At 55.8% G+C, this 15,232-nt stretch carries 14 protein-coding genes and 1 pseudogene; 10 read left to right on the forward strand and 5 right to left on the reverse strand.

Translation table 11 applies throughout. The features are described 5' to 3' along the window. The first annotated feature begins 66 nt into the window (after positions 1 to 66). Together ansA and pncA are read left to right on the forward strand one after the other, a co-directional pair. Positions 67 to 1,083 carry an asparaginase gene (gene ansA / locus AB8W27_RS11785; protein ID WP_015740967.1) on the forward strand — a complete coding sequence of 339 codons (1,017 nt, stop codon included), beginning with the start codon at positions 67 to 69 and terminating at the stop codon, positions 1,081 to 1,083. 12 nt (positions 1,084 to 1,095) lie between these two features. Next, on the forward strand, positions 1,096 to 1,737 hold the full coding sequence (pncA, locus tag AB8W27_RS11790; protein WP_015740966.1) for a bifunctional nicotinamidase/pyrazinamidase: 642 nt from the start codon (positions 1,096 to 1,098) through the stop codon (positions 1,735 to 1,737). Positions 1,738 to 1,818: 81 nt separating this feature from the next. On the opposite strand, the gene AB8W27_RS11795 is transcribed toward pncA, so the two are convergent. Both AB8W27_RS11795 and msrB read right to left on the reverse strand, forming a co-directional pair. Continuing rightward, entirely contained in the window at positions 1,819 to 2,097 is a 279-nt protein-coding gene (locus AB8W27_RS11795) for a YeaC family protein (RefSeq protein ID WP_015740965.1), read from the reverse strand. A 40-nt stretch (positions 2,098 to 2,137) separates the two neighbouring features. Then, positions 2,138 to 2,551, reverse strand: a complete 414-nt coding sequence (gene msrB, locus AB8W27_RS11800; RefSeq protein WP_007760286.1) for a peptide-methionine (R)-S-oxide reductase MsrB — start codon at positions 2,549 to 2,551, stop codon at positions 2,138 to 2,140. A 345-nt stretch (positions 2,552 to 2,896) separates the two neighbouring features. On the opposite strand from msrB, the gene gapA reads away from it, so the two are divergent. Beyond that, positions 2,897 to 3,892: a glyceraldehyde-3-phosphate dehydrogenase gene (gene gapA, locus AB8W27_RS11805; RefSeq protein ID WP_007760285.1), complete on the forward strand. Its 996-nt coding sequence runs from the start codon at positions 2,897 to 2,899 to the stop codon at positions 3,890 to 3,892. Between the two features lie 75 nt (positions 3,893 to 3,967). Further along, positions 3,968 to 4,855: a D-hexose-6-phosphate mutarotase gene (locus AB8W27_RS11810; RefSeq protein WP_041923468.1), complete on the forward strand. Its 888-nt coding sequence runs from the start codon at positions 3,968 to 3,970 to the stop codon at positions 4,853 to 4,855. Between the two features lie 122 nt (positions 4,856 to 4,977). Here the strand turns inward: AB8W27_RS11810 and AB8W27_RS11815 are convergent, their stop codons facing one another. Beyond that, on the reverse strand, positions 4,978 to 5,688 hold the full coding sequence (locus AB8W27_RS11815; protein ID WP_202623501.1) for a MipA/OmpV family protein: 711 nt from the start codon (positions 5,686 to 5,688) through the stop codon (positions 4,978 to 4,980). Positions 5,689 to 6,159: 471 nt separating this feature from the next. Between AB8W27_RS11815 and yeaG the strand changes: the two genes are divergently transcribed. From yeaG to AB8W27_RS11830, 3 genes and pseudogenes are all read left to right on the forward strand, one after another. After that, positions 6,160 to 8,094 (forward strand): protein kinase YeaG, encoded by a 1,935-nt coding sequence (yeaG, locus tag AB8W27_RS11820; RefSeq protein ID WP_007760282.1) that lies wholly within the window; start codon positions 6,160 to 6,162, stop codon positions 8,092 to 8,094. Positions 8,095 to 8,216: 122 nt separating this feature from the next. Beyond that, a pseudogene (locus AB8W27_RS11825) lies at positions 8,217 to 9,499 on the forward strand (YeaH/YhbH family protein). 284 nt (positions 9,500 to 9,783) lie between these two features. Next, complete coding sequence (locus tag AB8W27_RS11830) at positions 9,784 to 11,304, forward strand: EAL domain-containing protein (protein WP_015740960.1); 1,521 nt, start codon at positions 9,784 to 9,786, stop codon at positions 11,302 to 11,304. Between the two features lie 50 nt (positions 11,305 to 11,354). On the opposite strand, the gene AB8W27_RS11835 is transcribed toward AB8W27_RS11830, so the two are convergent. Continuing rightward, entirely contained in the window at positions 11,355 to 11,531 is a 177-nt protein-coding gene (locus AB8W27_RS11835; protein WP_007760278.1) for a general stress protein, read from the reverse strand. Positions 11,532 to 11,971: 440 nt separating this feature from the next. Here AB8W27_RS11835 and AB8W27_RS11840 point away from each other — a divergent pair, with 440 nt between their 5' ends. The 3 genes from AB8W27_RS11840 to AB8W27_RS11850 all read left to right on the forward strand — a co-directional run bounded on the left by AB8W27_RS11840 (position 11,972) and on the right by AB8W27_RS11850 (position 14,392). After that, complete coding sequence (locus AB8W27_RS11840) at positions 11,972 to 12,496, forward strand: YbaK/prolyl-tRNA synthetase associated domain-containing protein (protein WP_015740959.1); 525 nt, start codon at positions 11,972 to 11,974, stop codon at positions 12,494 to 12,496. Between the two features lie 189 nt (positions 12,497 to 12,685). Continuing rightward, positions 12,686 to 13,132 carry a DUF441 domain-containing protein gene (locus AB8W27_RS11845; protein WP_007760274.1) on the forward strand — a complete coding sequence of 149 codons (447 nt, stop codon included), beginning with the start codon at positions 12,686 to 12,688 and terminating at the stop codon, positions 13,130 to 13,132. A gap of 75 nt (positions 13,133 to 13,207) precedes the next feature. Beyond that, positions 13,208 to 14,392 (forward strand): CynX/NimT family MFS transporter, encoded by a 1,185-nt coding sequence (locus tag AB8W27_RS11850; protein WP_015740958.1) that lies wholly within the window; start codon positions 13,208 to 13,210, stop codon positions 14,390 to 14,392. A 1-nt stretch (position 14,393) separates the two neighbouring features. On the opposite strand, the gene AB8W27_RS11855 is transcribed toward AB8W27_RS11850, so the two are convergent. Further along, positions 14,394 to 15,101: a CTP synthase gene (locus tag AB8W27_RS11855; protein ID WP_041923467.1), complete on the reverse strand. Its 708-nt coding sequence runs from the start codon at positions 15,099 to 15,101 to the stop codon at positions 14,394 to 14,396. Between the last annotated feature and the right edge of the window lie 131 nt (positions 15,102 to 15,232).

The following is a 15,232-nucleotide window of genomic DNA, read 5'->3' on the forward strand; positions in this document are numbered from 1 at the left end:
GCCGGGCTGATTTTTTTGCGCAGCGCCTCTATACTGCGCGGGTTTAAGCACAACGAAAGCTAACCTATGCAAAAGAAATCGATCTACGTTGCCTATACCGGCGGCACCATCGGTATGCAACGCTCCGAACACGGCTACATTCCCGTTTCCGGCCACCTCCAGCAGCAGCTCGCGCAAATGCCGGAATTCCACCGCCCCGAAATGCCGGATTTCACCATCCATGAATATGCGCCCCTGATGGACTCCTCCGATATGACGCCGCAGGACTGGCAGCATATCGCCGAGGACATCAAAGCGCATTACGACGAGTATGACGGCTTCGTTATCCTTCACGGCACCGATACGATGGCGTTCACGGCCTCGGCGCTGTCGTTTATGCTCGAGAATCTTAGCAAACCGGTTATCGTGACCGGCTCGCAGATCCCGCTCGCGGAGCTGCGCTCCGACGGGCAGATCAACCTGCTGAATTCGCTCTACGTGGCGGCGAACTATCCGATTAGCGAAGTGACGCTGTTCTTCAATAACCGGCTCTATCGCGGCAACCGCACCACCAAAGCCCATGCCGACGGCTTTGACGCTTTCGCCTCCCCTAATCTGCCGCCACTGCTGGAAGCCGGCATTCATATTCGTCGCCTGAATACGCCGCCCGCGCCGCACGGCCACGGCGAGCTGCGCGTGCATACGATTACGCCGCAGCCTATCGGCGTGGTGACCATTTATCCGGGGATCTCCGCCGACGTGGTGCGTAACTTCTTACGCCAGCCGGTGCGGGCGCTGATCCTGCGCTCTTACGGCGTCGGCAACGCGCCGCAGCATGGGGAATTCCTGAAAGAGTTGCAGGAAGCGTGCTCGCGCGGGATTGTGGTGGTCAACCTGACGCAGTGTATGTCCGGTAAAGTAAATATGGGCGGCTACGCCACCGGCAACGCGCTGGCCCATGCGGGCGTCATCAGCGGCTTTGACATGACCGTCGAGGCCACGCTGACCAAACTGCATTATCTGTTAAGCCAGGGGCTGGAGCCGCAGGCGATCCGCGAGGCGATGATGTGTAACCTGCGCGGCGAACTGACCCCGGACGACTAAAAGGAGCACGATATGAACTCACGCGCCCTGCTGCTGGTGGATCTGCAAAATGATTTTTGCGCCGGCGGCGCGCTGGCAGTCGCGGAAGGCGACAGCACGGTGGATATAGCGAACGCGATGATTGCATGGTGTCAGAGCCGCGGCGAGCCGGTGGTGGCAAGCCAGGACTGGCATCCGGCCAATCACGGCAGCTTTGCTTCTGTTCAGCGCGCCGAGCCGTTCACGCAAGGCACGCTTGACGGCCTGCCGCAAACCTGGTGGCCCGATCACTGCATTCAGGAAAGCGACGGCGCGGCGCTCCATCCGCTGCTGAACCAGAGCGCCATCGAACAGCGGTTTTATAAAGGCGAAAATCCGGCTATCGACAGCTACAGCGCGTTTTTCGATAACGGGCATCGCCAGAAAACCGCGCTCGACGCATGGCTGCGTGAGCGCGGCGTCAACGAATTAATCGTGATGGGTCTGGCCACCGACTACTGCGTGAAATACACGGTGCTCGACGCGGTAAGTCTTGGGTATACGGTGAATGTGATAACCGACGGCTGCCGTGGCGTTAACCTGACGCCGCAGGCCAGTATGCTGGCGTTTCAGGAGATGGCGGCGAGCGGCGCCACGCTCTATACGCTCGATGACTGGCGCGAAACGCAGCCGTAAGCCTCTTCAGACCTACGTTGCATTATAAAAAAGGCCGCAGAGCAATCCGCGGCCTTTTTTATGGCTTCAGCAAACGTCAGCTCACTCCGGCTTGAGCGTGGCGATAGGCTGCTGATTGATGCCGAACTCCGCCTTAAGCTGCTGCTTGCTTTTCATCACCAGTTGGCCGTCAGTGCCGATCGTCATGTGCTGCGGATTCGTGTTATGCCGCATCTGCCAGAGCATCACCAGCTGCAGGCTGTTTTCTTTCTGCTCGGGGGTGAGCGCCACGCCGTCGGGCCATTTTCCGAGCTCAACGGCCGTCGCAAGGCGCTCGTAAACGTCAGGCGTCATGCTGCTAATCAGGTCTTCCAGGTTCATAAAATCACGCTCCAGTGGAATAATTTGCTGAATCGATTCTTCAGCCTTTGATTTGCTCGCCGTTATCGTCATCGGTAAAGCTGAGCGAGGCCGAGTTGACGCAGTAGCGCTCGCCGGTCGGCTGCGGGCCGTCCGGGAAGACGTGGCCCAGGTGCGCATCGCAGCTGCCGCAGCGGATCTCAATACGTTGCATACCGTGCGAGTAATCGTTGATATAACGAATCGAGTCCTCGCTCACCGGCTCGTAAAAGCTGGGCCAGCCGCAGCCGGAATCATACTTGGTTGCGGAGTTGAACAGCGCCGCATCGCATACCAGGCAGCGGTAGACGCCATCACGCTTATTATGCAGCAGACGCCCGGTATACGGCGGTTCCGTACCGTGATTCTGGGTGACGTAGAACTGCATTTCCGTCAGGGTATTTTTCAGGTCGTCATGAGAGTTTTGATTGGCCATAAGGTGACATCTCGGCAAGGTTTAAGCAGTTACATTACCTGTAATATTCTAACAAAACATTAACAGTAAGGCGTACACTTTTGGTCTAAACTTAGCACTGAAAATGCAGCGAACAGGCAAATGTGATTAACATCACACTTTTGTTTTCGACGCCCTTTTAAATTCCTCTCAGCGTCCCCATATGGACCTGAGGCCAAAAGGAAGAGTGAGGTGAGTCAGTCGTGCAAAGCTTGTCCAGAGGATTGATTTGTCGCAATGATTGACACGATTCCGCTTGACGCTGCGTAAGGTTTTTGTAATTTTACAGCCAACCTTTTATTCACTAACAAATAGCTGGTGGAATATATGACTATCAAAGTAGGTATCAACGGTTTTGGCCGTATCGGTCGCATTGTTTTCCGTGCTGCTCAGAAACGTTCTGACATCGAGATCGTTGCAATCAACGACCTGTTAGACGCTGAGTACATGGCCTACATGCTGAAGTATGACTCTACTCACGGTCGTTTCGACGGTTCCGTTGAAGTTAAAGACGGTCATCTGATCGTTAACGGTAAAAAAATCCGCGTTACCGCTGAAAAAGACCCGGCTAACCTGAAGTGGGACGAAGTGGGCGTGGACGTGGTTGCTGAAGCGACCGGTATCTTCCTGACCGACGAAACCGCACGTAAACACATCACCGCTGGCGCGAAAAAAGTTGTTCTGACTGGCCCGTCCAAAGACAACACCCCGATGTTCGTTCGTGGCGCTAACTTTGATAAATATGAAGGCCAGGACATCGTTTCCAACGCATCCTGCACCACCAACTGCCTGGCACCGCTGGCGAAAGTTATCAACGACAACTTCGGCATCATCGAAGGTCTGATGACTACCGTTCACGCAACCACCGCTACCCAGAAAACCGTTGACGGCCCGTCTCACAAAGACTGGCGCGGCGGCCGCGGCGCAGCTCAGAACATCATCCCGTCCTCTACTGGCGCTGCTAAAGCAGTAGGTAAAGTACTGCCGGAACTGAACGGCAAACTGACTGGTATGGCGTTCCGCGTTCCGACCCCGAACGTGTCTGTCGTTGACCTGACCGTTCGTCTGGAAAAAGCAGCGACCTACGAGCAGATCAAAGACGCCATCAAGAAAGCCGCTGAAGGCGAAATGAAAGGCGTTCTGGGTTACACCGAAGATGACGTGGTTTCCACCGACTTCAACGGCGAAGTATGCACTTCCGTGTTCGATGCTAAAGCAGGTATCGCACTGAACGACAACTTCGTGAAACTGGTTTCCTGGTACGACAACGAAACCGGCTACTCCAACAAAGTACTGGACCTGATCGCTCACATCTCCAAATAAGTGAGATGAGATTCTGATCCTAAGGGCGACTTCGGTCGCCCTTTTTATTGGCTTTAAGACAGAGGATTGCCAGAAATGATCAAGACGATTTTTGCCTTGCCGGTGTCTGAACAGTTAACGCCTTATCTCTCCCGTCGTCAGCATGACGAACTGGACGTTATCGTTATCGACCATCCGCAGGTTCGCGCCGCCGTGGCGCTGCAGGGCGCGCATCTGCTGTGCTGGAAACCAGCTGGCGAAGAAGAGGTGTTATGGCTGAGCGCCAATACGCCGTTTAAGAAAGGCGTCGCGCTGCGCGGCGGCGTACCGATTTGCTGGCCGTGGTTTGGCCCGTCGGCGCAAAAAGATCTCCCTTCGCACGGTTTCGCCCGCAATCTGCCGTGGAATCTGAGCGCGCACAATGAAGATGACAACGGCGTGGTGCTGACGTTTGAACTGCACGCCAGTGACGCGAGTCGCCAGTACTGGCCGCACGATTTCACGCTCTACGCGCGCTACAAACTGGGCAAAACTTGCGAAATGGAACTGGAAGCGCACGGTGAATTTGAAACCACCTCCGCGCTGCATTCCTATTTCAACGTCGGCGACATCGCGGCAGTAAAAGTGAGCGGTCTTGGCGAGTCGTACATCGATAAAGTCAACGGCGGCGATCAAGGCAAGCTGGAAGATGGCGTGCAGACGTTCCCGGACCGTACCGACCGCGTTTACCTGAACCCGGAAGGGTGCAGCCTGATCCACGACGGCGCGCTTAACCGCACCCTTGAAGTGGTTCACCATCACAACAGCAACGTGGTGGGCTGGAACCCGGGCCCGGCGCTCTCCGTCAGCATGGGCGATATGCCGGACGACGGCTACAAAACCTTTGTCTGCGTGGAAACGGCCTGCGTCACCAAACCGCAGCAGACGCGTGAAGATAAACCGTCGCGCCTTTCTCAGACGCTGCGCGTGATTAAGCAAGCCTGATGACAGACGGCCTCGCTCTCGCGGGGCCGTTTTTTGCCCGCCCCTTTTCTTCCTTACTCTCCTGCCGGCTTGCGCCATAAAAAAAAGGGCGCACAAGGCGCCCCGCAACATGGCATTACGAATCAGAACGTATAGGTCACGCCGGTAGACAGCAGCGCAGACCAGGAACGGTCCACCATCGGGCTGTCTTTGGCTTCGTCGCTCAGGTGGGTGTAACGGCCGCTGCCGTAAACGCTCCAGCTGTCAGAGAGACGATAAGTGGCGGTCAGCTCAGCATACGGCGCCCAGCCATCGTCCGCGTCATAGCGATCAAGACCGCTGCGGCGCGACTCTTTGCCGCTCACGCCATAGTAGTAGTCGTTCTGGTTTTCGCTGCTCCACTCCACACCGATGCCCGGCGTCAGAGTAAGACCGCCGTTGGTGTAGCGATAGAGCCACGCCAGATCCCACACGATGCCGTTGCTGTTATCCAGCGTATCGGCGGCGAGCGAGGTACGCAGATAACCATACTGCGTGTTATGTACGTAAGACAGGCCCGCCATCAGCGTGGATCGACGCTCGTCCAGACGGCGCAGCGCACGGCTGTCGCTGTCGCCTGGCTTGAAGTGCAGCGGCGAGTAATACGCCATAATGGAAAGCTTATCGGCATTGTCATTCCACAGGTAGTATCCCGCACCAAGGCCGCGCACCCAGAAGTTATCACCTTCATAGTTGATAACCGGCAGAGGATAAACGTCGCGGTCGTACTGTTTATAAGGATTCACTACCCATCCTGCACCCGCGCCAACTGACAGTTTTCCTTCTGCATGCGCAAAGGTAGCGGCTGAAGCCATAACGGCACCCAGTGCCAGAAATTTGAATGTGCTCACAATCCATCAAGTCCTTTAGTCAAATGATCGGCTCGCGAAGTGTAACCGCCCCTTACGCTTCACCCCAAATTTTTTCGCACTTCTTTACATCACCGGATCGCGCAGCCTCGCATTTTCGCGTGACAGCTGCCTTGCAATTTTATGACTTCGCGGTGAATCCGCATGTCGAATGCAAATGCTGTAGCAGAAACAACGGGATGAGTGCTTGATTAATCACTGAATCCCCAATAAGGCGGCATGCAAGATTTTCAAATGCCATCTACGCTTAAAATTAAGAAGGTGCATTACCCTGACCGCAGTAGCACAGTGCAACGCGCAAAAAAATGCTTAAGTTGGCATTAGGGTTGCTGTACTCAGAATACGTCTTCCGGGAGCCTCCACTATTCATATGAACGGCTCTTTAACCTGTGCTAAAAAACGAAAGGACGGCATGCCATGAATATATTCGATCACTATCGCCAGCGCTATGAAGCTGCCAAGGACGAAGAGTTCACACTGCAGGAATTTCTTACCGTTTGCCGGCAGGATCGCAGTGCATATGCAAATGCGGCGGAACGGCTATTGATGGCCATCGGTGAGCCAGTGATGGTGGATACTGCCCAGGAGCCACGGCTCTCCCGTCTCTTTTCGAACCGGGTGGTCGCCCGGTATCCGGCGTTTGAAGAGTTCTATGGCATGGAAGAGGCCATTGAGCAGATTGTGTCGTACCTGAAACATGCGGCGCAGGGTCTGGAAGAGAAGAAACAGATCCTTTATCTGCTGGGGCCAGTAGGCGGCGGTAAATCGTCGCTCGCGGAGCGTCTGAAATCGCTGATGCAGCGCGTGCCTATTTATGTGCTAAGCGCCAACGGCGAGCGCAGCCCGGTTAACGATCATCCGCTGTGCCTGTTCAATCCGCAGGAAGACGCGCAAATTCTGGAAAAAGAGTACAACGTCCCGCGCCGCTATCTCGGCACGATCATGTCGCCGTGGGCCGCGAAGCGCCTGCATGAGTTCGGCGGCGACATCACTAAATTCCGCGTCGTCAAAGTCTGGCCGTCAATTCTTGAGCAAATCGCTATCGCGAAAACCGAGCCTGGCGATGAAAACAACCAGGATATCTCCGCGCTGGTCGGTAAAGTGGATATCCGTAAGCTTGAGCATCACGCGCAAAACGATCCGGACGCCTATGGTTACTCCGGCGCGCTGTGCCGCGCCAACCAGGGCGTGATGGAATTCGTCGAGATGTTTAAAGCGCCGATTAAAGTGCTGCACCCGCTGCTGACGGCGACCCAGGAAGGGAACTATAACGGGACGGAAGGCATCTCCGCCCTGCCCTTCAACGGCATCATTCTGGCGCACTCCAACGAATCGGAATGGGTCACTTTCCGTAATAACAAAAACAACGAGGCGTTCCTTGACCGTGTGTATATCGTCAAGGTGCCTTACTGCCTGCGTATTTCGGAAGAGATCAAAATCTACGAGAAACTGCTTAACCACAGTGAGCTGTCGCATGCGCCCTGCGCGCCCGGCACGCTGGAAACGCTGGCGCGCTTCTCTATTCTTTCGCGCCTGAAAGAGCCGGAAAACTCCAGTACGTACTCAAAAATGCGCGTCTATGACGGTGAAAGCCTGAAAGATACCGATCCGAAAGCGAAGTCATACCAGGAGTACCGCGACTACGCGGGCGTCGATGAAGGCATGAACGGGCTCTCGACCCGTTTCGCGTTCAAAATCCTCTCGCGCGTCTTCAACTTCGATCATACCGAAGTGGCCGCGAACCCGGTGCATCTCTTCTATGTGCTGGAGCAGCAGATTGAGCGCGAACAGTTCCCGCAGGAGCAGGCCGAGCGCTATCTGGAATTCCTCAAAGGCTATCTGATCCCGAAATATGCCGAGTTTATCGGCAAAGAGATCCAGACGGCGTATCTGGAGTCTTACTCCGAATATGGCCAGAACATCTTTGACCGCTATGTCACCTATGCGGATTTCTGGATCCAGGATCAGGAGTATCGCGATCCGGATACCGGTCAACTGTTCGACCGCGAATCGCTCAACGCAGAGCTTGAGAAAATCGAGAAACCGGCAGGCATCAGCAACCCGAAAGATTTCCGTAACGAAATCGTCAACTTCGTGCTGCGCGCCCGTGCTAACAATAATGGGCGCAATCCGAACTGGACCAGCTATGAGAAGCTGCGCACGGTTATCGAGAAGAAAATGTTCTCGAACACCGAGGAGCTGCTGCCAGTTATCTCCTTTAACGCCAAAACCTCAACCGATGAGCAGAAAAAACACGACGATTTTGTCGATCGCATGATGGAAAAAGGCTATACCCGCAAACAGGTGCGTCTGCTTTGCGAATGGTATCTGCGCGTGCGTAAATCGTCCTGACGAATCGCCCGGCGGCGCCTGCGCTGACCGGGCCTACAACGAAGCGAGCCGTACGCCGGAGCGCACAGCGCCTCCGGCGATACCGGTTCGGCATAAAGTTGGCAATGCAGTACGGGGGGCATATGACCTGGTTCATAGACCGACGTCTTAACGGCAAAAACAAGAGCACGGTAAACCGCCAGCGCTTCTTGCGCCGTTATAAAGCACAAATCAAACAGTCGATTTCCGAGGCGATCAACAAGCGCTCGGTGACCGATGTTCAGAGCGGCGAATCCGTTTCCATTCCGAATGACGATATCAGCGAACCGATGTTCCATCAGGGACGCGGCGGCCTGCGCCATCGCGTGCATCCGGGTAACGACCATTTCGTTCAGAACGACCGCATCGAACGCCCACAGGGTGGTGGTGGCGGCGGCGGCAGCGGCCAGGGTCAGGCGAGCGCCGACGGCGAAGGACAGGATGAATTCGTTTTCCAGATCTCCAAAGACGAATATCTCGACCTCCTGTTCGAAGATCTCGCCCTGCCGAATCTGAAAAAGAATCAGCATCGCCAGTTAAACGAATATAAAACCCACCGCTCCGGCTACACCTCCAACGGGGTGCCCGCCAATATCAGCGTGGTACGTTCGCTGCAAAACTCGCTGGCGCGCCGCACCGCCATGACCGCAGGCAAACGCCGCGCGCTGCGCGAGCTGGAGGCGAATCTGGAAGACGCGCTGAGAAGCGAACCGGCGCAACTGCTCGAAGAGGAGCGGCTACGCAAGGAAATTGCCGAGCTGCGCGCCAAAATCGAACGTGTGCCGTTTATCGATACCTTCGACCTGCGTTACAAAAACTTTGAGAAGCGCCCCGAGCCGTCAAGCCAGGCGGTCATGTTCTGTCTGATGGACGTTTCCGGCTCGATGGACCAGGCCACCAAAGATATGGCCAAACGTTTTTATATTTTGCTCTATCTGTTCCTGAGCCGAACCTATAAAAACGTTGATGTGGTCTATATCCGCCACCATACGCAGGCGAAAGAAGTCGATGAACATGAGTTTTTCTATTCGCAGGAGACCGGCGGGACCATTGTTTCCAGCGCGCTGAAGCTGATGGATGAAGTGGTAAAAGCCCGTTACGATCCAGCGCAGTGGAATATTTACGCCGCACAGGCATCCGATGGCGATAACTGGGCCGATGATTCCCCCTCTGCCACGAAATTCTGGCTAAGAAAATACTGCCCGTGGTGCGTTATTACAGTTATATCGAAATCACCCGCCGCGCTCATCAGACGCTGTGGCGCGAATATGAAGATCTCCAGGCGAAATATGAGAATTTCGCCATGCAGCATATTCGCGATCAGGATGATATCTACCCGGTATTTCGCGAACTGTTTCATAAGCAGGCCAGCGAAAACTGGAGCTAACCAACCGGGCCGGCCCTGTGTCGGCCCACCGTATTACTTATTTATTACCTTGCGATTAAAGCCCTACTTAACTTTAATGTCAGCCCCGCTTAATTAACTAACGTCTCTGCTTCATAATATTTAGCAGCGCAACGCTTGTGTATTAATAACCCTACAGATTTTACTTACAGCCGGTTCGCTATCAGTTATAGTGAGCGGCACTATAAATAACGACGGGCGCCGTCGCAGGACCACCGTGAATCATGTTTAACAGGGTCTCATTGGGCTTGAATAAAACTTCGGGAATGGCAGGCATAATCATCGCCAGTCTATTCGCCGTCCTGGCGATTGCGCAAATAGTGTACTGGCAATTAGAAACACGTCGAATAGACGATTATAGCCAGGCGGTGCTGGAGCGCAGCGTAACGCTTTTACAGCAGGCAAACAATCTGGCCGCCCGCGAGATGAAAATGGCGCATTATCCCTCCTGTAGCGAAGCCGATCTTAATTCCCTGCGCACGCTATTGTGGGAATACCAGATGATCAAAGATGTTGGCCGCACCGGCGCGCGCGGGATTATGTGCTCAGCGCTCTGGGGCACGCTTGCGGTTCCGCAACCGCTGACTGCAACGGAAAATATCGTCAGCCGCGACGGCGCGCGCTGGTTATTAAATTTGCCGCTGACGGAAACCATCGAAGTCAGCGCCTGGTGGCGCAACAATCTGCTGATAATATTTTCCCCTTTTGTTTTTACCCGCTTTGAAAATGACGCAGAGACGGCGCATTACAGCGCCATTATTACCACCTCAAAGCGCGATCGGCGCTGGTTTACGCTTGGGCCGACACAGGCATTATTATCTCAAACCGACCCCACGTCGCACTATGCCTGGTATTTCATCACCCGGGAGCGCTGCAATGCGCAATACGATGTCTGCGTCATGGCCGGTACGCATCCTTATGGTCTGTTACAGGCGCGCTGGTATACCCTCGGATTACTTATCGCGCTCGGTCTCGCGATCGGGTTGCTGCTTTGCGCAAGCCTTGCCCTTTATCGACGGAAAAAAGCCTCGCTCCGCGCGCGCCTGGAAAACGCGTTAAAAAACGGCGACATGCGTGTCGTTTATCAGCCCATTTATGAAATTGAGACAGGCCGGATGAAGGGCATGGAGGCGCTGCTGCGCTGGCATGATAATAATGGCGAGGCGATTTCGCCGGATGTTTTTATCCCGCTGGCGGAAAAAGAAGGCATGATGAGCAAGGTTACTGAATTTGTCACGACGCGGGCCATGACGGAGATGGCGGAATTACTGACGCCATATGATCTGACGCTCAGCATTAATATCAGTCTGGCCGATCTCTTCTCCCGTCACTATCTGGCGTTTCTGATACAGTTTACCCAAAAGACCGGTCTTGCCGCGAACCGCATCATGCTGGAAATAACGGAACGGGAAAATGCAACGCTGGCGCACATGGAAGCGGCGATCGCCTTATTCAAGCAGCAGGGATTTTTAATCGCACTGGACGATTTCGGCACCGGTTATTCGACCATCTCCTGGCTGTCGCGGTTGCCTATTGATGAAGTCAAAGTTGATAAAAGTATTACCGAGGCGATAGGCACGCCGACGCTCAATAAAACGCTACTGGTCAATTTAATTCAGATGCTAAAAGCGATGCCGCAGCAAATCGTATTTGAAGGACTGGAGCAGCGCCTTCAGGTCGAATATTTGCAGGATAATTTTCCGGGATGTTACGGCCAGGGCTGGTGGTTTTCTCGCCCCATCGATAGCCAGGCGTTGCGCTTATTACTGACTATGCAGGCAAAATAAAACAGCAGCCCTGAGGCTGCTGCGATCACAGATAAAATCAGCGTGCCGGATTATTTATTACGTCCGCCGCTGTGGCTGTTCTGGCCGCCTTTTTTACCTGCTTCAGATGCGCGTTCCGGGTCATTTTTGAAATTCCCGCCGCTCTGCTGTCCGCCTTTTTTACCCGCTTCTGATGCTTTTTCACGATCTTCGGCAAAGTTGCCGGAACCACCACGATGTTCAGCCATAACAGCCTCCGAGATTGGGTTAGTGTTACCAGAAAAAACGTCAATACTGAAAAATCTATCGCCTGCCGAAGGTATCATTACGCTTACCGGTCAGAGCGCGCTTCCGTGCATTGTTTCCGCAAACGTCGCTATGTACGGACTATTCCCGTCAAAGCCCCGATTGTGAAACCGTATCGCCGTATTCCGGCGTTGCGCTTATTACGACGCGTCAGGGCAAAGTATTATCGCCCGCATTATGACGACCGCCGACTTCATAAGGCACTCTTATGACTCTAATACAGCTTTGCAAAGTAAGCCAAACGACAGAATTTTATTTTCTGTGAGAAATTACCCTAGCTTGTTTATTTTATTTGCTTTTATTTTGTGAAAATTTCCCGACGTTGCAAAATAAGCGAAGCGCCAGTAAGGTGACAATCCTTAACCTGAAACGAGGCGAAAAAATGAAAGGTATGGATATTCATCAGCAACTCGTGGATTTACTGACCGACGGCCAGGCGCGCTTTCGTGTGATGGAGCATGAGGCGGTGGGTAAATGCGAGGCGGTATCGGACATTCGCGGTACGCAGCTAAGCCAGGGGGCGAAAGCGCTGGTGTGCAAAATCAAAGGCAACGGCATTAAGCAGGTTGTGCTGGCGGTGCTCGGGGCCGATCTCCAGGCGGATCTTGCGCTGCTCGCGCAGCATCTCGGCGGCACGAAAGCCTCGCTCGCCAGCCCGGCGGAAGTCGATACGCTCACCCGCTGCGTCTTTGGCGCCATTCCGCCGTTCAGTTTCCATCCGGAACTCAAGCTGGTGGCCGACCCGCTGTTATTCGAGCGTCATGACGAAATCGCCTTTAATGCCGGCCTGCTCGAAAAATCGATTATCATGGATACCGCCGACTATCTGCGCCTCGCCAGGCCTGCGCTGGTGACCTTCCATCGCGCGCCGTCTACCAGCGCCGCTCCAGATACCGCACCGCGATAACCAGCGTGGCGGCTGTGGCGAAAAAGAACATCGTTATCCAGAGCGCATCGGGCGACAAAAGATCGTTCATCGTTTCTCCGGGGGTCTCGCGTCACTGTCAGAGGGGATACTGTTCCCACTGATACCGCCTTTTGATTGCAGAATCATGACGACAGGCCGTGCGTCTTCTTTTATGGCAAGGAGCTTTTCATGTTTGATATCACGCTGCTTATCCTCCTGGCGCTCGCCGGGCTTGGGTTTGTCAGTCATAACCTGGCCGTTACGGTGTCGGTGCTGGTGTTGATTGTGATTCGTATGACCCCGCTCAGCGCCTGGTTTCCGTGGGTGGAAAAACAGGGTGTCACCGTCGGGATTATTATTCTGACCATCAGCGTGATGGCGCCCATCGCCAGCGGCACCCTGCCGACCTCGACGCTGTTCCACGCTTTTTTAAACTGGAAATCGCTGGTCGCTATCGCCGTGGGCGTTTTTGTCTCCTGGCTTGGCGGTAAGGGCGTCGCGTTAATGGGCAGCCAGCCGTCGATTGTCGCCGGGCTGCTAGTCGGAACCGTGCTTGGCGTGGCGCTCTTTCGTGGCGTGCCGGTCGGGCCGCTGATTGCCGCAGGGCTGGTTTCTTTGCTGATTGGCCGTCAGTAGCCGTGCGTTTTACATGCTTTTTCACCTGCTGTATTCGCGCAGCGCCACACGGCCTGCGCGCCCACTGAGGTATCAATGACTAACCAGATTGCTTCGCGTCGCGGCGGCTGGCTGCAGCTGGCGGGCCTGCTGACTATCGCCACCACCCTTCGCGTGACCTTTACCGGCGCGGCCCCCTTGCTGGACGCCATTCGCCTTGATTTTTCGCTCTCGACCGCAGCGACAGGGCTCCTCACCACGCTGCCGCTGCTCGCCTTCGCCCTGGTGTCGCCGCTGGCGGCGGGTAGCGCTCGACGTTTCGGGATGGAGCGCAGCCTTGGCGGTGCGCTGCTGCTTATCAGCGCAGGGATCCTTCTGCGCGCATGCGGCAGCGCGGCGGCGCTGTTTGCCGGCACCGCGGTTATCGGTTGTGGAATAGCCATCGGCAATGTGCTGTTGCCGGGCATGATCAAACGCGATTTTCCGGGCAACGTGGCGAAACTGACGGGCGCCTATTCGCTGACGATGGGGCTTGCGGCAGCCGCAGGCTCAGCGCTGGTGGTGCCGGTTGCGGCGCTTGGCGGCGGCTGGCGCGGCGCGCTGCTGGCCCTGATTGTCTTTCCATTGATAGCTCTGCTCCTCTGGCTGCCGCAGCTGCGCGCGCGCCGGCACGACGCGATCGGCGGCAACGCGGCGGCGCATAGTCGCGGCATCTGGCGCTCAGCGCTCGCCTGGCAGGTCACGCTCTTTCTGGGCGTGAACTCGCTTATCTATTACATCGTGATAGGCTGGCTGCCGTCGATTCTGATAAGCGCCGGGTTTAGCGAAGCGCAGGCTGGTTCGCTACACGGCCTGATGCAGCTTGCCACCGCCGTACCAGGCATTGCGGTACCGCTGCTGCTCGCAAGACTTCGCGATCAACGCGGCATCGCCATTCTGACGGCGCTGCTCTGCGCCTTAAGCCCCGTCGGTCTGTGGTTTTTCCCGCATTTCGCGGCGTGGTGGGTGGTGATTTTCGGTTTCGGATCAGGCGCGACGATGATCCTTGGCCTGACGTTTATCGGCCTGCGCGCCAGCTCCGCGCATCAGGCGGCGGCGCTCTCAGGTATGGCGCAGTCGGTGGGGTATCTGCTGGCGGCGTGCGGGCCGCCCGCTATCGGCAGGCTCCACGATCTGTTGCACAGCTGGAGTCTGCCGTTAATGGTCTGCGCCGCGCTTGCCGTCGTGATGGCTATCGCGGGCGGGTTTGCCGGGCGCGCGCGGGAAATCGGCGCGCCGTAGGTTAGCGGCGTGCGGCGCGCAGAAATTCCCGCGCCAGCGGGACCGGACGTCCTTCCAGCGCCCCGCGCTCGTGCTGGAACAGCGTCGCCACAAAGAACGGATGGGTAGTCAGCTCAATGGCGCGCACGTCGCCGTCGTTATTCCAGCCGGTAACTTTCAGCGCGTCCGCGTTAAGCGCCTCGACGAATTCCGGCGCCACGCCAAAGTTACAGTGATACGCCTCTACAATTTCATCACGCCCGTAGGCGCGCGCGATAAGCGTATGCGGGCGCAGTTCAACCTCACCGGTCTGCTCCACCAGCGAACAGCTGAGCGGGGTAATCACCAGCCTGCCGCTCCGGGCGGTTTCACCGTGGTTCGCATCGCTCCAGCCCAGGACATTACGGGCGTATTCAATCACCGCATGCTGAAAGCCGCCGCAGGTGCCGAGGAAGGGAATCGCATTTTCACGGGCGTAGCGGATGGCGATAAACGCGCCGTCTTCGTTTTCATACGGGCTGCCAGGCACGACCCAGATGGCGTCATAGCCCACCAGATCCTCCGGGCTTTTAATGTCTTTTGTCGCAAGCCAGTCGTAATCGGCGGTAAGTTCCAGCACGGCGGCGGCGTCGTCAATCGCAAGCGGGATCGCCTGATGCGCTACCGTCGCGGCGTTGTAGTCGCCGACCAGCGCAATACGCAGGGTGGAAGTAAGCGGAGAGGTTTCCATGGGGTTTTCCTTATGCCTGAATGAATTAAGCACAACATAAGGAGCATCAGCATACCGATCTGCGCGCCCGCTAACAACACCCAAAATCAGCAGTGCCTCACGCAGGAATTTTGCGAGACGTCTCGGGCAAT

This window comes from Cronobacter turicensis, from assembly GCF_041222865.1.
Taxonomy (GTDB): Bacteria; Pseudomonadota; Gammaproteobacteria; order Enterobacterales; family Enterobacteriaceae; genus Cronobacter; species Cronobacter turicensis.

Coding starts and splice junctions, on each gene's coding strand:
- ansA (WP_015740967.1), top strand. CDS start 67: ATGCAAAAGAAATCGATCTACGTTGCCTATACCGGCGGCACCATCGGT.
- pncA (WP_015740966.1), top strand. CDS start 1,096: ATGAACTCACGCGCCCTGCTGCTGGTGGATCTGCAAAATGATTTTTGC.
- AB8W27_RS11795 (WP_015740965.1), bottom strand. CDS start 2,097: ATGAACCTGGAAGACCTGATTAGCAGCATGACGCCTGACGTTTACGAG.
- msrB (WP_007760286.1), bottom strand. CDS start 2,551: ATGGCCAATCAAAACTCTCATGACGACCTGAAAAATACCCTGACGGAA.
- gapA (WP_007760285.1), top strand. CDS start 2,897: ATGACTATCAAAGTAGGTATCAACGGTTTTGGCCGTATCGGTCGCATT.
- AB8W27_RS11810 (WP_041923468.1), top strand. CDS start 3,968: ATGATCAAGACGATTTTTGCCTTGCCGGTGTCTGAACAGTTAACGCCT.
- AB8W27_RS11815 (WP_202623501.1), bottom strand. CDS start 5,688: ATGGCTTCAGCCGCTACCTTTGCGCATGCAGAAGGAAAACTGTCAGTT.
- yeaG (WP_007760282.1), top strand. CDS start 6,160: ATGAATATATTCGATCACTATCGCCAGCGCTATGAAGCTGCCAAGGAC.
- AB8W27_RS11830 (WP_015740960.1), top strand. CDS start 9,784: ATGGCAGGCATAATCATCGCCAGTCTATTCGCCGTCCTGGCGATTGCG.
- AB8W27_RS11835 (WP_007760278.1), bottom strand. CDS start 11,531: ATGGCTGAACATCGTGGTGGTTCCGGCAACTTTGCCGAAGATCGTGAA.
- AB8W27_RS11840 (WP_015740959.1), top strand. CDS start 11,972: ATGAAAGGTATGGATATTCATCAGCAACTCGTGGATTTACTGACCGAC.
- AB8W27_RS11845 (WP_007760274.1), top strand. CDS start 12,686: ATGTTTGATATCACGCTGCTTATCCTCCTGGCGCTCGCCGGGCTTGGG.
- AB8W27_RS11850 (WP_015740958.1), top strand. CDS start 13,208: ATGACTAACCAGATTGCTTCGCGTCGCGGCGGCTGGCTGCAGCTGGCG.
- AB8W27_RS11855 (WP_041923467.1), bottom strand. CDS start 15,101: ATGGAAACCTCTCCGCTTACTTCCACCCTGCGTATTGCGCTGGTCGGC.